The following is a 15,052-nucleotide window of genomic DNA, read 5'->3' as shown; positions in this document are numbered from 1 at the left end:
CTTAAATTTTTCGGCACAACTTTTGCTTACTCTTTGAAGCTAAATTCAAGGAGTAAGCTATGAAAGTCTCTTATAACTCCATCTTAACAAAACAGCACTACCAAAAACAGACAAAAAACGAAGGCTTTGCAAATTTCTTGCCTAACACTCCAAATATAAATTCGATCAGCCAAACCACTACCCCTAAAAATGACTTTGTTTCATCTAGTAGTATCGACTCTCTTTATCAGGCCAAATTTACTTCACAAGAGGGTTATGGATATAGTGTAGATGCTAAAGGATTTATGGGAGCTGACTTTAACAAAGCTGCAGGCTTACCGCAGGACTTTAAAATCCACAAAAGCACACTTGATGCGATAGTGCTGCACAATCAAAAACACCCAAATAGTATAAATTTTTCAATGGAAACAAAGAAAGATAACCAACTCTTTGGAGAGGATAGCTTTGCAAATATCGATCTAGCAGATACCATTAAGCAATACTATAAAATTTTTGATCAAATTTCAGCTGGAGTTATTAGTAAGGGTAAAGAGTTTTACTCAAATGAAGATCTGGCAAAGATGCCAAAGGGCTACTTTTCAAAAGATAAAAAAATAGAGCATGTTGAATACCTAATGGGTAGGATGACTAGCGATGAGCTAGATGGGCTAACTGATAGGAGCAATGAGAAGGTAACTCATATCTTTAGGACAGCCCAAGACGCAGAAGATGCACATAGGTTATGGGATGATCTAAGCGATATAAATGTAGAAGTCAATGGAAATTTCCTTGACTTTTCTCCAGAAGTGATGACAACTGAGCATACTATCCCTTATATGTGGGTTAGTAGTGCTGGATATGACTTTAAGCCTGACATGTCTGTATATGATAACGAACAAGGCTATACAAAGGAACAAATCTTTGTTGCATTTTTAAAAAACGAGCAAGGTCTTGTGCTGCAAGGTGGCACAACAAGAATAACTGACGAGGCTCTTAATGTGTATAAAAGTTCATTAATACTTACAAAACAAGATAGAAGTGAGATAGGCATACCAAAGGCTTATTATGATGAGATACTATCTGGCAAGAAAGATCTAAAAGATATACTAGCCAGGATTTTAAAGCTTAGAAATTTAGAGCTTAAAAAAGATCAAACGCTTGAGGGACTAGCAAGCAAGATAATGGACGTTTTAAAAGAATTTGATGAGAGGACGAAGACAAGAGAGCTTTAAAAAATATAACATAGTAGGCATTCGCTCTAAGCCCTTTTAGACTATAAACTACTAAACATTTTTTATATTTGCCGATATAAGATATATATTTTAAAAGGATTTAGAATGAATATATCACCAAATTTAGAGCCCATAAATATAAATTTACCCAAAGATATGATCTATTCAAGGGTCCTTCTTGGCGTAGATAGAGTGCAAACTTTAGACAATACAAATTTAAAGTCTGAGCTTAAAGAGATCGCTACTAAGCTTATCTCAAATAGCACTTACTCTATCATCCAAAGCGCCAGCACCAGTGGTGTGAAATCAGACTACTCTAAAACAGATATTGGGCTAAATCAAGCTTTTTCTTATAGAGATATCCAGAGAAGAAACTGGAGCAAAGAAGACTTTGAGAACAAGTATCTCTTTGGCGAAGATGCCTCAGCACTAAGGAAAGTGGATCAAACTAGCACCTATTTTTCATCTATAAATTCAAAAACTCCCATTAAGCCCATCGCGGCAGCAGATACTAAATTTACAAATTTAAATGACTACGCCTATGAAAAAACGATAAAAACTTCACGAGGTGACGTAGAGGTCTTTTTGGATCTTTATGACGATAATGACAAACTAGGCATAGGCAAGCTAGACGCAAATGGATTTTTATTTAACTTTGATAGCAACAAGGATGGAGTGATAAATTCTGGCGATAAATACTTTGATAAGCTAAAAGTTAGAGGCTACGACAAAGACGGTAATGAGAAATTTTTAAACTAAGCGAAGTTACGAGCGAGATAAACCTGAACGACTTTATCAAAAAGGATATTAGAAATTTAAGCTACGAGGCTATGGACTTTGCTAGCAAAAATACGGTTGATTATAGAGTTAGTTTAAACAACTCAAACCCTTATACTCTATTTTCAGCCGAGTATCGCTACCAAAAGATAGGCAAAGAAGAGACTAATAAATTTTTCAAAGACCATGCAGACCAAGACGGCTGGGTAGATCTTAGGGATAATAAGATATTTAACGAAGAGAGTGGCTTAAACAACTTTGCCTATGAGAAAGTTGGCTTTGACGGCAAGAAAAAGCTTAGTGAGTTTAACCCTATCATAAAACCTGCTGGATCTAAACAAGACGAGAGTTTTTCATACGCAGGCTATCAAAAAGATAGCTTTATGAAATTTTATAACGACTACCAAAAAGAGTCTAGTGCTCATAGCAAAGATGTAGAGTGGATAAGCAAAAATTTAAAAGAAAATGACGTAGAAGACGCAGATGATCTCATCTCAAAGCTAAAAACCACAAAGTCATCTTATATGATCGCTATGGAGAGTGAGTTTGAAAAAGCAACTGGGCTTGAGTTCAGCCTAGAAAATTTAGAAAGAGTAAAGCATGCTTTTGAAAGTGATACGAGCAAGGCTGCAGCTGCTCTAAAGGACACAGACAGCGTAATAGCTATGAAGCTAAACAAAAATGGCACGATCACGCTTAAATTTGATAGCGGAAGAGAGCTAGAGGTAAAAGAAATTTATAGCGACACTGGCAAGCTAATCAGCAAAGATGACAAGGATAGCAAAAGAGCAAGTATAAATTTAGATGCTAAAGCTATGAACGATGTAGAGCTAAATAGACTTGACTTTAAAGATATAGGAATAAAGCAAGATGAGAAGATATCTAGCCTAAAAGAGCTTGGAGCAAAGCTGGTTAAAAACCTCTCTGATAAATTTACAAGTAAATTCTTGATCGGACTTGAAAACGGCAAAAGTATCACCGCTAAAGAAATTTACAACATCACCTACCTTGAAAACGACCTAAAATTTAAAGAACTATCTAGTAAAGATAGGCTTTATAAAAAGGTAGATACGAGAGTTTAGGAGTAAATTTATGCATACTAAAAACCCTTGGCAAAATAAAACTTTTTACAAAAAAGACGATATCTTTAGCATGAAGCTAAAAGGATATTAGATGATAAACGCACTTGGTAGCTACCCCTTAAATTTAGAGCAGAACATAAAGGTATCAACCAAAGTTGCCACCAACCAAACTAGCTCTCTAGTTTTAGGCTACAAGATAGATAAAGATGGCTACTTTACAGATGAGTTTAATAAACAAGCTGGCATACCAAGCGGATATAAAATTCACTCAAGCACGCTGGAGTCATTAGTCAGGATAGAGACGCAGTCTGACTATATGCAAAGGGCTTTTGACAGCATCGATATACTAAAAACTGTAAATAATGCCTACAAAGTTCTCTCCCAAGTAGTTGGCGAAGACACACTAAACTCAAAAGATAGCTTTAGCTTAGATGAGATAAGAAATTTCCCTCAAGGCTTTTCTTATAACCGCCAAAGTATGCAAGTAACCAAGATCCATAACTCCATTCATGAATTTGGCTCGGCTGCGGCTGATTTTAACGGCAAAGATTCCAGCAAATCTATGATAAGCACGCTCTTTTTCAACCCAAGCTTTAAAGGAGGAGACGGCAGACAGCCACTAAAGCCAACAACAGATATCTTTAACAACAATAATGGTGGCAAGGAGAGTGTGGGCAGTGGTGTTTTTATGGATCCGCACGGAGAGAAATACACAAATAAAGACGGCTCTATAACAAAAGGCGGACTTATAGCAGCCGTCATAAACAACAACCTTGATGTAAGAGAGGGCGAGACAACAGCACAAGGCAAAAGAGAAGGCTATGATAAGAGCGTAGATAGTAAAGAATTTAATAGAGCATTTGAGCTGTTTGATCTAATGGGTGAGATGAAATTTGGACCTGGCTTTATAAATGCTACTGATAATGACATAGCAGGTATGCCTAAATATATGCAAGACTACATCAGATCTAAAAGAGACTTTGTCTATATCGACTTACAAAGTGGCTTTGTGAGCACTCCTGAAGATAGGCGTAGGGGATATGAAGAAGACGAACTCTCATTTAAAAAGATGATGGAGCATAATCTAAAAATGCTAAAGCTACTCTTTGGTGAGATAGACAAAGACGGCAAGAAGAGTAAAGACTTTATGGATAGCTTTTTAAAATTTAGCATGCCACCTTTAAATTTAGTAAAAGAGCTAAATGAAAATCCAGCTGGAAAATACCTAGTAGATATGCTTGGTATAAAAAGAGACGTTGATATAAAGGCGTAAGGGGGAGTTAAAATGATAACTAGCACAAACGGACTTAACAATACACCGATACAAGAAACAACTACCCAAAAAGAAAATGCAAAAATGTCAAAGGAGCAAGAAAAGGCTTTAATTGATTCATATATGCAAAATTTAATAATTGATAATGTTGAAAAATACATCAAAGAAGACAGAAGTAGTGAAAACTGGATAACAGAAACCATAGAGAAGATATACAATATGCTTTCAAAAAAGTATAGCTATACCATTGATGAAAGGCGAGCTTTATTATCAAAATATCCAGAGAACTTAGAAGAATTTGAGATCAATGTATTACAATCTCACATGGACTGGTTGCTTTCTAACTCAGTAGATGGCAAGCCAACAATATCTGGGCTAATGGTTGGTATCGGCACAAAAGAAGAAGAGGCTGAGCTAGAAGATTTTATGAACTCGTTTCCTGAAGATACAATAATGAGTAATGATGGTGCTAGATTGTTTGCTAGAGCAGATCTAAGCATAGAAGAGTTTAAGAAGCTTTATAGAGAAGATGTAGAAAAAACTACAAAAGAGCATAAAGAATTTCTAGCCAAACTACACAAAGAAGAGCAAGAATACAATGCAAATTTTACTAAAGAGCAGTCTGAGAAGAAATTCAAACCTATGCAGGTTAAGAAGAAGTATGAGACCTATGATATAAACAAGGATCAGAAATTTCTCTATGCAAGAGAGCTTTTAAATTTCAAAGAAAAAAGAGGCATAGACGTCTTAGAGCTTATGCAAAAGATAGATAAGAAGCAAATTTTAAATAAGATGGCTTGATGGATAAAAAATAGCTATCTTATTTATTGTATAAAGTAGTGATTGCTTTAAATTTGACCCTCTATACGGTTTTATCCACTTTTTTATTTGCGACTTTTTCTAAAATTTCAAATATACTTTCGCCATTATCGAATTCGGTTTTTATAAATTTGTAAAATTCTTTAAATTTTTCATCGGCTTGCATATCATAAGTTTTAAATTTTTTAGTTACTTGCATAGGCTTAAAGGTTTCTTGTTTTTGCGTGTCAGTTTGATTGTCTTGTTCTTCATGATCGCTTTTTTGATCTATTAGTCCATAGTCACCAACCTCTTGCGGCATACTCCTATTTATAACTTTAGAATATTTCTCAATAAATTCATCTACACTTATATTAGACGATTCAAGGAGCTCGCGACCCTCATTACTAAAAGATACGCCAAATCTTTCTAAAGTTTGACGTATCTTTTGTCCTTCTAGATCATTATCTGATTTTTTGCCCCAAATGGTTTGTTTATTATCATTGTTGGATTTAAAAGCTCCAGTAAAGTTTGTGCTATTGCCCATCACTTTCTTATAATTAACTCTACTTGCGAATTCTTTTCCTTCAAATAGTGAATTGTTATTTAGATTTGGTGAATAGGTTATATTATTAAGCATTGTTAAGGTCTCGCTTTGTTTAGATATTCCAGCATCTCTTTCATAGGTTTTAATTCTTTTTTATGGTATTAATTTGCATTAGAGCATCTTGCTACCACCTATCCAGCAATGCTGTTTTATACGCTAACACACATTCAGCTAAAGAATGTAAATTCAACCTACTTAGGCTTAATGCTTTTATGGGCTAGAGTATAATCAATAACTAAATCGACCTTTTAACAATTTAGTTTATATATAGCATATCTTTACACAAAAGTCTTGCTGATAGAGCTTATCCTCTCACTCCAAGAATTTGCTAGAGAATTTATATCCTCGCTAGTTGGTTTAAATTTCTCATATTCGTTTGAAGTAACACTTTCTGCACTAATGTTCTTTGATCTTGCATACATTAAAAGCGTTAGCTCTTTAAGTCTTTCTTTTATGAGCGCTTTTATGCTCTCACTATCCTTACCCACTTTTTCAAAATCCACAAAGTACTCTTTATGCTCTCCAGTGCTTGAGATATCATTTAAGGCAACGCTACTTAGCTTAGTCTTTGCACTATCACTTGGTAGCGGTCTAGAGCTACGCAAAAATCCCATGAAAAGAGCCTCTTTGCTGTAACCTTCATCTGCTTGATATACCGACATATCAGGGTTAAAGCTAAACTCATCGCCTGCTTCGCTCATCGTAAAATCAACCTCTTTTACTATGAGCCTAACGCCTGCACTTGAAAGCTCTTTGCTAAGAGACTTAGCGCTATTTAGCTCATCGCTGCTAGAGTAGATGTTTGAGATAGTAGAGTTTGATAGATCTTTTAGCAAATGTCCTTTGGCATCATAGTGAGTGCCTTTTGTGCTGTAGCCTTTTGGTAGTTTGCCTATATCTGCAAGGGTGTAGCTCTTTTTATCATCACCTAAAGCAGACGTCATTTGATCAAATAGTCTGTAGTAGTGCTTTATGGTGTCAGCCATATCGATGTTATCAAAGATCTTTATCTGCTCGTCTTTGCTCCTGATGCGGTTTAGCACATGGTTGCGCTCGGCAAATCTACTAAGCTCATCAAGCGTGCTTTTGTGAATTTTAAAATCTTGCGGTAAGCCTGCAGCTTTGTTAAAATCAGCTCCCATAAAGCTAGCTTTATCTACTGTGTAGCCATAAGCTTGAAGATCATTAAAATTTAAAGAGATGAGGCTGTTTTGTGAAGAAAGTGGTATAAGTAAATTTAGCTGGTTCTTGGAGTAATAGAATTAAGGAGAACACTTAATCACTATATTAGTGAAATATGTACTTCTTAATTCTTTTTTATTTAAGAAACTAAGAGAAAGGGGGTAAAAATGAGGAATTATGAAAAGATAACAGCACTCTATGAGAGATTAAGTCGTGATGATGAACTTCAAGGAGAAAGCAATTCTATTGTAAATCAAAAGAAAATCCTTGAAGAATATGCAGGTAAAAATAATTTAAGCAACATTATACATTTTACAGATGATGGAATAAGCGGAACACAGTTTGATAGACTGGGCTTTATGGCAATGATGAACGGAGTTAATCAAGGTAATATAATAGTAAAAGATATGAGTAGACTTGGCAGAGACTATCTTAAAGTCGGTCAATGTATGGAAATCTTAAGACAAAAGGGAGTTAGGCTCATTGCTATCAATGATAATGTAGATAGCTTTTATAGAGAAGATGATTTTACCCCTTTTAGAAATATTATGAATGAATGGTATACAAGAGATACTTCAAGAAAAATACAATCTACATTCAGGTCAAAGGGGGAAAGCGGAAAGCATACGGCAAGCTCTCCACCTTATGGATATATCAAAGATGAAAAAGACAAAGATAAGTGGATTGTAGATGAAAAAGCAGCGGAGATAGTAAGGAGAATATTCAATCTGACCATGCAAGGCAATGGTCCGTATCGAATAGCAAAGATATTGGAAAGTGAAAAAGTAGATATACCTGCTTACCATCAGCAAAAATTAGGATATGGACTACATCAAAGCAAAGTGTTTGAACATCCTTATCGCTGGTGCAGTTCTACAATTGTAAGTATCTTAAAGAAACAGGAATATTTAGGTCATACTGTAAACTTCAAAACAAGAAAGCATTTCAAGGATAAGAAAAGCAAATATGTATCTGAAGAAAACTGGCTGATATTTGAAAATACCCACGAGGCAATTATAGACCAAGAAACCTTTGATAATGTGCAAAGGATAAGAGGAAATGTAAAAAGGTATCCCGATGGTTGGGGAGAATATCACCCTTTAACTGGGCTTATGTATTATGCAGATTGTGGCAGTAAAATGTATGTTCATAGAACAAGTAATTACAAAAATATTCCCTATTACACTTGCAGTGCTTACACGAAAGTACCCTGTGGAACGCTTTGTCCATCTACTCACAGGATAAAAGCGGAAGCAGTCTTAAACCTTATACAGGAAACCTTAAAAGACATTAAAAAATATCTTGATGAAGATCACGAAGCCTTTATCCGTTCCATTTAAAATGAAATGGAAGAAAAGGAAAAAGTAGAGATAGAAAAGAAAAAAATAAGATTAATGGAAAGTAAAAACAGGCTTCAGGAACTTGAACGATTGATGTGCCGTATTTACGAAGATATGATACTTGAAAAAATACCAAGTAATAGATATGAGATACTTAACAGTCAATATGAAACAGAGCAAATAGCTTTAAGCAAAGAAATTAAAGACTTAGAGTTTGCAATATCAAGATATGAAAAAGAAACAGATAAGGCGAAAAAGTTTATATCTCTAATAAGCCGATATGAAAATTTTGATGAACTTACAACTACAATGATAAATGAGTTTGTAGAAAAGATTATTGTTCATGAAAGGAATAGAAAAGGTAGTCAAACATCAAAGCAAAAAATAGAGATATATTTTAATTTTATCGGTAACTATGAGCCACCAAAAGAAGAATTGACTGAAGAAGAAGAAGAAGAAAGATTAAAAATTGAGGAAGAAGAGAGAAAAATCAAGGAAAGAAAAGATAGACTTCATCAAAACTACTTAAAGCGTAAAGTAAATGGAAAACAACAGGAATATGAGGAAAGGTATAAGGCAAGGAGAGAACAGAGAAAACAAGAAAAATTAAAGGTTCTGAAAAGGGCAGGTATACAAGTTAATAAGTTAGAAAAAAGAGATTGAAGTTAGTCAATCTCTTTTTTAGTACAGGTATCAAGTATATCAATTATGTTATTTGCAATTGCATGGATAACAGTAACGGCAACAGAATTACCAAACTGTTTGTAACTTTGAGTATCACTTACAGGAATGATATAGTTTTCGGGGAAGCCTTGAAGTCTTGCAGCTTCACGAGGTGTTAGTTTTCGTGGATTTTTTCCTTTTTGCTCAATAAGTATTTCACTCCCGTCTTTATAATATCTTGCAGATAATGTATTTGTATAAGGACTGTTTTCATTGAACAATGTGTAACCAAATCCATTTCCCTTTATTTTATGTTCTTTCTTTCGTCGTTGATGACCTTGCCAAAGTGCATTTGAAATGGTGTATTTAGTATCAACATTTTGCTCTAAAATATTTCCCACAGAAACATCTGGGCAGGGAGGAATTGGAAAAGAAAAATCTTTATAGTTATCTATTTTATCCTTATCAAATCCAACAATGTAAATACGCTCTCTATTTTGTGGAACACCGAAGTCTTTTGCTTTAAGTATAATAGAATGAACATCGTAGTTTAAATCCTTTAATGTTTTTTCTATTGTTTTATAGGTACGACCTTTATCGTGAGATTTTAGGTTTTTGACATTTTCAAGAAGAAATGCCTTAGGTCGTTTCTCTTTAATAATTCTTGCAATTTCAAAAAATAATGTTCCACGAGTATCTTCAAAACCAAGCTTTTTACCGGCTTGACTAAATGCTTGACAAGGAAAACCACCGACAATAATATCATGATTAGGAATATCTTTTTCAGATATTTTTGTAATATCTCCAAAAGGAGTTTCACCAAAATTTGCCTTATATGTTTTTACTGCAAATTTATCAATTTCACTACTGAATACGACATTTGTTTTACCTGTTTGGTAAAATCCAAGCCTTGTACCACCAATTCCGGCAAATAAATCAATGATTTTATAGGGGGCATTTTCATTATTGGGGAAAGGTACTTTTTCAGGAAATGATAAAATATGTTTCAGCTCAATGGACGATGGCTGACTTTCTCCATTTTCCCATCTGCGAATTGTCCTATCTCCGAATTTGGACATACCAACAGCATCAGCTAATTCTTTTTGAGTCATTTGTAATCTGATACGCTTATTTTTTATTAAAATAGCAGGGGAATTATCTATGATTTGTGGTATAATATTCATATATATTCTCCTTTTTATATATGTTATTTCAAGGACTAACTGTCCTCTATTTGACACTATTGTACCATATAGAAGAAAATTTTTCAAGAAAGGAAAAGAGTTATGGCAAATATTTCTCTTGATGAATATAAAAACTTAGTTAAAGAAAAAAGGAAAGAAGGCTTTAAACAGCCTTATGACTTAGTTTATGATAATTTTATTACATTAGGATACGACAAAGTCCCTAAAGAATTCTTTTTAAGTAATGCAAGTGAAGTTGTTGAAAAACTTAGAAATAGCTGTTGGAGTGAATTTCAGCCATTAGAAAAAGACTTTACTTCAAAAATGCTAAAAGAGTTAGTTGATGATGAGTATATCAAAACTCTTACACCAATAGAGGCAATTACTTGGTTTGTGGAAGAATTTCCGGAACATATATATGCTTTGACTTTGTCAAATACTCAAAGTAGGAGGAGTAGAGCAGGTAAAGAATTTGAAAGTATTATAGAACTCATTTTGATTGGTGCAGGGATTCCACTTGACAGTCAAGGTAATATAGGTAAACAAGAGTTTGTCAATAAAGGTCTTGGTAAATTGGTAGATTTAGTTTCTCCGGGTGTTTTAGAATACATTGTAAATAAGAGAAATACTGTCTTAATTAGTGCAAAAACCACATTAAGAGAAAGATGGCAAGAAGTACCTGAAGAAATGGGAAGAACAGGTGCAAGAGAAATGTTTTTAGCAACTCTTGATACTTCTATTAGCTCTGATGTATTGAACACTCTATATGAGGCTAATATACAAGTTACAACAACAAAAAATATAAAAGAAACATATTATTCCGATAATGAAAGGGTATTAACCTTTGAAAAGTTGGTTGAAATATGTTTAGACAATGTTTCTCATTGGAAAAATTTCAACTACACAGTAGAACAAAATGAGCAAATGATAGAGCTTATCACTAAGCAAATTGAAAAACACCAAAATCATAAATTTGTAGAAGAATATTATGATGAGAGATTAAAAAACATAAAGAAGTAGACAAATTAGAATTTGTCGGTATATCATTAAATCGCATTTTTTCGATTAAACTATGGAATACAAAGGAGCAAATAATCATGAGCGAACAGAGAATCTATTGCATGGACCTTGTAAAAAAAGAGGATCCGGAAAAGGCTGTCAGAACACCGTTTTATCAGACAGAATCTACAGGCGGATCGGTCTGGGTTATCAAACCCGGTCAGACATTGCAAAAGCACTATCACCACAATTCCGACGATATATGGATCGTCCTTCAGGGAGAGGGAATATTCTACCCCCAGCCTAATGAAGAGGTTCCATTCAAGAAAGGCCATGTCATAGTATCGAAGAAAGACTCCTGCCACGGAGCAAAAAATACTGGAGATGAGGATATCATCTTTGTAAGTATAGTAGCACCTGTCCCTTCCGACTATGATCCTATAAACGAGTGACAGGAAAATAAAATTCCCGTTTGACAAAGGATTGTGATTATACTTGAGAAAGAAAAATGTTTATATAACATTGGGATACATAGCTGTATATCTGGTGATATATTGGTGAGAGCAACTTGATTGGTTGGCTATTTACTAATATTTCAACTGGTGAGCATAGTTATTTATATGGTTGGTTGCTCAGTAGTAATCTGTTTTGGTATGCACTTGCGATTTCTGCGCTTCCTTCTCTTTGGGGTAAGTTTAAGTTTTCGGCTGTTACTACGGCGGGATTTATTGTAGGTATTGTAGCAGGCATAATCGTTGAGAAATACAAGAAGTAAGTCAAATTTCAGTTTGTCGAGCTGAATAATACAGATTCAAGACGATAGAAAGTAAAACATCTATCGTCTTTTCTTATGAAAAAAACTTGAAAGGAGATGAAATTTATGGACAATAAAAACAGAATTAGAAAAAGTAAAAGAAAAGATTGAAAGCAAGTAAGAAAAAAAAAAATATGAAAAGAAACTATCTCAGCTTAAAAAGCAGGAAAAGAAAATCAGAAAGCAAACGAGCCTTGAAGAAAGAAAAAAGCGAAACCATAGATTGATAGAGCGAGGAGCAATCTTAGAAAGTTTAATTGAGGGAGCAAGCGAGAAAAGTAATGAAGAAATAAAGGCTATTTTGCAAAGAGCATTTCAAAAAGACTAAGAAACGCAAGGACATAGTATAATTGTAATTCCCTTAGATTTTCTAAGGGCGCAATTATACACCCTTTAGGTGTCCTTGCGACCTGCGGTGCTTTTACCCTTGCGGGGAGCAAAGAAAAAAGCCGAAGCATTTTTCCGTATTAAAGGCAAAAGACAACTGAATATAATTCATTCGCTTTTTTATCATCAAGGGTAAAGCACATTCACTATCGCTCACCCTTGACAATAAAAATTTGAAACAGATAGCTTACATTAAGCCGACATACTGAAACAACAAAAGTCGGCTTTTTCTATTGTACCGTTTCAAAACGCTCATTCAGTTTATAGAAAAGCAAAAGTATTTTTAAGACCGACATCTAAAACAACAAAAGAAAAATAAGAAGATGACAAATGCCACATTCCCAAAATGGGAGTGTACCTAAATCAAAGACAGTACTAATCAAAGGGGGTAGTGAAACACGACTTCCTTAAAAGATAAAAGGAGTAACGATTTGTTGCTACATTTTCATAACAAAAGATAGGAGAGAAAAATGGCAGATAAAAGGATGTTTTCAATAAAGATAGTGGATAGCGACTTATTTTTGGATATGCCATTAAGTAGCCAATGCCTGTATTTTCATCTATCTATGAGGGCAGATGATGATGACTTAAAAATTCTAATTACAAAAGGTTTTGTAATTGTCTTTTAAAGAGGGGTTATAGTCATTACCTATTGGAAGATAAATAACTACATCAGAAATGACAGACGAAAAGAAACGATGTATCTTGAAGAAAAGCAAAGTATAACGCAAACGGAAAATGGAGCATATATCAAGGTTGAAAATCTTGGTATACCAAATGACAACCAAGTGTCAACCGTTTGTCCGCATAGTATAGTTAAGGGTAGATTAGATAAGAGGAGAATAGAACAGGTTGCCCCAGTGTCCCTTTATGGAGAGTATCAAAATATTCATTTAACCGATGAAAAATACCAAAATCTAAAAGATAGGCTGAAAGGTCATACAGATACAATGACTGAAAAGCTATTAAGATATATCAAAAGTAAAGGCACAGACTACAAAGACCACTATGTAACAATCCTTAATTGGTATGAATTGGTATGAACAGGATAAAGAAAAGCTATCACAGAAAAATAATCAAAATAAAAGCCATAGAACCTATTCAACCAACTATGAAGACAGCGACAGCCTATAAAAGGTGTTTTTAAGGGTTTAATCATAAAAGAGGTGTCAGACTATGGTTAAGATAAAAATAAGCCTTAAAAACGCATTATAGAGCCTGATGTAGAAAAGGAGACTAAAATTATGAATGATAAAGAAAATATGATTACTACAAAAATTCAAGGGACAGATTTTATCTACAACAAAGATACTCACTATGAAGAAGACGGACATATCTATTGCAAGATTTGTAATGAAAGAATAGACGGTAAGGTAATTCCGATGTTGGATAAGCCTATGATTATCAGAACGGCTTGTAAATGTGATAGAGATAGAGCTGAACAAGAAAAAACTGTTAAAACAAGATAGGTTGAGACAAAGCTGCTTTATATCCAAAAATCAAATAGCCTACACCTTTAAAAATGCCGATGAAGATACAGATAAGGAAATCATCAAAAAAGCAAAGAACTATGTAAAACATTTTGAAGAAATGAGAAAAGATAATGTTGGACTGTTACTTTACGGAAATGTAGGAAGTGGCAAGACCTATGTAGCTTGTGCTATTGCCAACGCTATAATTACAGAATATAGCCATACAGTAAAAATGAGGAACTTTGCACAGATATTAAACGACTTACAAAAAGGCGGCTTTAATCTTGATAGAAACGAATATATCGAATAGATAACAAGCCCTACCCTACTAATTCTTGATGATTTTGGAATAGAGAGAAATACAGAATATGCCTTAGAGCAAATTTACAATGTAATCAATGCAAGATACCTAAAGGAAAGACCAACCATTATAACTACTAACCTTAATTTCAAAGATATAGAAAAAGAACAGGAAGATATAATGCTTGGCAGGATTTATTCAAGGATAATCGAGATGTGTTTACCTCTTAGGATAACGGGACTTGATAGAAGAAAAATACAGAGCAAAGAAAAGCTGAAGAAAGCACAAAACTTAATAGATGAATGAGAGCGATTGGAAAAGTAAAAAATTCTAATCGCTTTTTAATTGCAAGAAAAGGAATGATGATATGCAAAAAAATAATACAGAAACAAAAACAATAAAGAAGATTGGAAAAACTACCTATGAAGTTGTTGTACATTTTAATAAAAATACTACTGAAACAATGCAAGACAAATTGAAACGCATAATGCTTAGAGAAATTGAGAGTGAAAAACATCAAAAAAATGATAAAAATGATTAGAAAGTCCTTGACAAGTTGTTACAGGTTTGGCTCGCTAATCTTTTCTTTGGTCTTTTGGTTAAAAATATCACTAAAATTTGCAGACCTGCCTTGTTTGTGCTGTTGCTTAGTGTATGAATTTACATTTGTGCCTAAGATGCTAATATCATTCATGGTTTGCCTCCTAGCTTCTTGTTTGATACCAAGCAAAACGTATTCCAACCCACAAAAATAAAAAATCAATCTATCTATGGGTTAAATTTATTATTTCAAAGCCTAATATCAAAAATCAATAAAAGATGCAAAATTACTTTTTTAGCTTCTTGTTTTTTAAGTTTTAATTAAAGTAACCATAAAATAATTGACTATCCAAATTTATCAGTCGAAATAAACAAGTGACAAATATACCAACCACAAAAATACAAAAAATTTACTTTTACTA

General features: G+C 33.9%; 18 protein-coding genes and 1 pseudogene. 15 read left to right on the top strand and 4 right to left on the bottom strand.

Annotated features, from left to right (window positions below; translation table 11 throughout):
* Nucleotides 1–59 precede the first annotated feature (59 nt).
* The 5 genes from CYP84_RS00785 (at nucleotide 60) to CYP84_RS00770 (ending at nucleotide 5,144) form a co-directional block, all read left to right on the top strand.
* The gene (locus CYP84_RS00785; RefSeq protein ID WP_103636351.1) at nucleotides 60–1,211 is read left to right on the top strand and encodes a Cj0814 family flagellar-dependent secreted protein; all 1,152 of its coding nucleotides are present in this window, start codon (nucleotides 60–62) and stop codon (nucleotides 1,209–1,211) included.
* A gap of 105 nt (nucleotides 1,212–1,316) precedes the next feature.
* Entirely contained in the window at nucleotides 1,317–1,970 is a 654-nt protein-coding gene (locus tag CYP84_RS10965) for a hypothetical protein (protein WP_258033864.1), read from the top strand.
* A gap of 71 nt (nucleotides 1,971–2,041) precedes the next feature.
* A complete protein-coding gene (locus CYP84_RS10960) occupies nucleotides 2,042–3,070 on the top strand; it encodes a hypothetical protein (protein WP_258033863.1) in 1,029 nt (342 codons plus the stop codon).
* A gap of 91 nt (nucleotides 3,071–3,161) precedes the next feature.
* Complete coding sequence (locus CYP84_RS00775; RefSeq protein ID WP_103636350.1) at nucleotides 3,162–4,343, top strand: Cj0814 family flagellar-dependent secreted protein; 1,182 nt, start codon at nucleotides 3,162–3,164, stop codon at nucleotides 4,341–4,343.
* Nucleotides 4,344–4,355: 12 nt separating this feature from the next.
* Nucleotides 4,356–5,144, top strand: a complete 789-nt coding sequence (locus tag CYP84_RS00770; protein WP_103636349.1) for a cell surface protein — start codon at nucleotides 4,356–4,358, stop codon at nucleotides 5,142–5,144.
* A 61-nt stretch (nucleotides 5,145–5,205) separates the two neighbouring features.
* On the opposite strand, the gene CYP84_RS10955 is transcribed toward CYP84_RS00770, so the two are convergent.
* Together CYP84_RS10955 and CYP84_RS00760 are read right to left on the bottom strand one after the other, a co-directional pair.
* Nucleotides 5,206–5,781, bottom strand: a complete 576-nt coding sequence (locus CYP84_RS10955) for a hypothetical protein (RefSeq protein WP_234410735.1) — start codon at nucleotides 5,779–5,781, stop codon at nucleotides 5,206–5,208.
* Between the two features lie 245 nt (nucleotides 5,782–6,026).
* Nucleotides 6,027–6,890 (bottom strand): Cj0814 family flagellar-dependent secreted protein, encoded by an 864-nt coding sequence (locus CYP84_RS00760; protein ID WP_103636348.1) that lies wholly within the window; start codon nucleotides 6,888–6,890, stop codon nucleotides 6,027–6,029.
* A gap of 207 nt (nucleotides 6,891–7,097) precedes the next feature.
* Here CYP84_RS00760 and CYP84_RS11170 point away from each other — a divergent pair, with 207 nt between their 5' ends.
* Nucleotides 7,098–8,270 carry a recombinase family protein gene (locus tag CYP84_RS11170; RefSeq protein WP_430393502.1) on the top strand — a complete coding sequence of 391 codons (1,173 nt, stop codon included), beginning with the start codon at nucleotides 7,098–7,100 and terminating at the stop codon, nucleotides 8,268–8,270.
* 6 nt (nucleotides 8,271–8,276) lie between these two features.
* The gene (locus tag CYP84_RS11165) at nucleotides 8,277–8,933 is read left to right on the top strand and encodes a DUF4368 domain-containing protein (protein WP_009495137.1); all 657 of its coding nucleotides are present in this window, start codon (nucleotides 8,277–8,279) and stop codon (nucleotides 8,931–8,933) included.
* Nucleotides 8,934–8,935: 2 nt separating this feature from the next.
* On the opposite strand, the gene dcm is transcribed toward CYP84_RS11165, so the two are convergent.
* Nucleotides 8,936–10,117, bottom strand: a complete 1,182-nt coding sequence (dcm, locus tag CYP84_RS00750; RefSeq protein ID WP_009495138.1) for a DNA (cytosine-5-)-methyltransferase — start codon at nucleotides 10,115–10,117, stop codon at nucleotides 8,936–8,938.
* Nucleotides 10,118–10,219: 102 nt separating this feature from the next.
* Between dcm and CYP84_RS00745 the strand changes: the two genes are divergently transcribed.
* From CYP84_RS00745 to CYP84_RS00715, 8 genes and pseudogenes are all read left to right on the top strand, one after another.
* Complete coding sequence (locus tag CYP84_RS00745) at nucleotides 10,220–11,137, top strand: type II restriction endonuclease (RefSeq protein ID WP_009495139.1); 918 nt, start codon at nucleotides 10,220–10,222, stop codon at nucleotides 11,135–11,137.
* Nucleotides 11,138–11,214: 77 nt separating this feature from the next.
* On the top strand, nucleotides 11,215–11,568 hold the full coding sequence (locus tag CYP84_RS00740) for a cupin domain-containing protein (protein WP_009295467.1): 354 nt from the start codon (nucleotides 11,215–11,217) through the stop codon (nucleotides 11,566–11,568).
* Between the two features lie 495 nt (nucleotides 11,569–12,063).
* Nucleotides 12,064–12,258, top strand: a pseudogene (locus CYP84_RS00730) (DUF3847 domain-containing protein); the annotation flags it as partial.
* Between the two features lie 757 nt (nucleotides 12,259–13,015).
* Nucleotides 13,016–13,360: a hypothetical protein gene (locus CYP84_RS10860; protein ID WP_009295465.1), complete on the top strand. Its 345-nt coding sequence runs from the start codon at nucleotides 13,016–13,018 to the stop codon at nucleotides 13,358–13,360.
* A gap of 201 nt (nucleotides 13,361–13,561) precedes the next feature.
* A complete protein-coding gene (locus CYP84_RS11160; protein ID WP_009295464.1) occupies nucleotides 13,562–13,786 on the top strand; it encodes a hypothetical protein in 225 nt (74 codons plus the stop codon).
* Nucleotides 13,740–14,099 carry an ATP-binding protein gene (locus tag CYP84_RS11155; protein ID WP_009295463.1) on the top strand — a complete coding sequence of 120 codons (360 nt, stop codon included), beginning with the start codon at nucleotides 13,740–13,742 and terminating at the stop codon, nucleotides 14,097–14,099. The genes CYP84_RS11160 and CYP84_RS11155 overlap by 47 nt, the downstream gene beginning before the upstream one ends.
* Nucleotides 14,100–14,396 carry an ATP-binding protein gene (locus CYP84_RS11150; protein WP_141089173.1) on the top strand — a complete coding sequence of 99 codons (297 nt, stop codon included), beginning with the start codon at nucleotides 14,100–14,102 and terminating at the stop codon, nucleotides 14,394–14,396.
* A 61-nt stretch (nucleotides 14,397–14,457) separates the two neighbouring features.
* A complete protein-coding gene (locus CYP84_RS00715) occupies nucleotides 14,458–14,631 on the top strand; it encodes a transposon-encoded TnpW family protein (protein WP_009295461.1) in 174 nt (57 codons plus the stop codon).
* Between the two features lie 18 nt (nucleotides 14,632–14,649).
* Here the strand turns inward: CYP84_RS00715 and CYP84_RS10935 are convergent, their stop codons facing one another.
* The gene (locus tag CYP84_RS10935; RefSeq protein ID WP_258033862.1) at nucleotides 14,650–14,784 is read right to left on the bottom strand and encodes a hypothetical protein; all 135 of its coding nucleotides are present in this window, start codon (nucleotides 14,782–14,784) and stop codon (nucleotides 14,650–14,652) included.
* Nucleotides 14,785–15,052 lie beyond the last annotated feature (268 nt).

This window comes from Campylobacter concisus, from assembly GCF_002912425.1.
In the GTDB taxonomy this organism is placed as follows: domain Bacteria; phylum Campylobacterota; class Campylobacteria; order Campylobacterales; family Campylobacteraceae; genus Campylobacter_A; species Campylobacter_A concisus_AH.
This window is presented reverse-complemented; position numbering and strand designations above follow the sequence as displayed.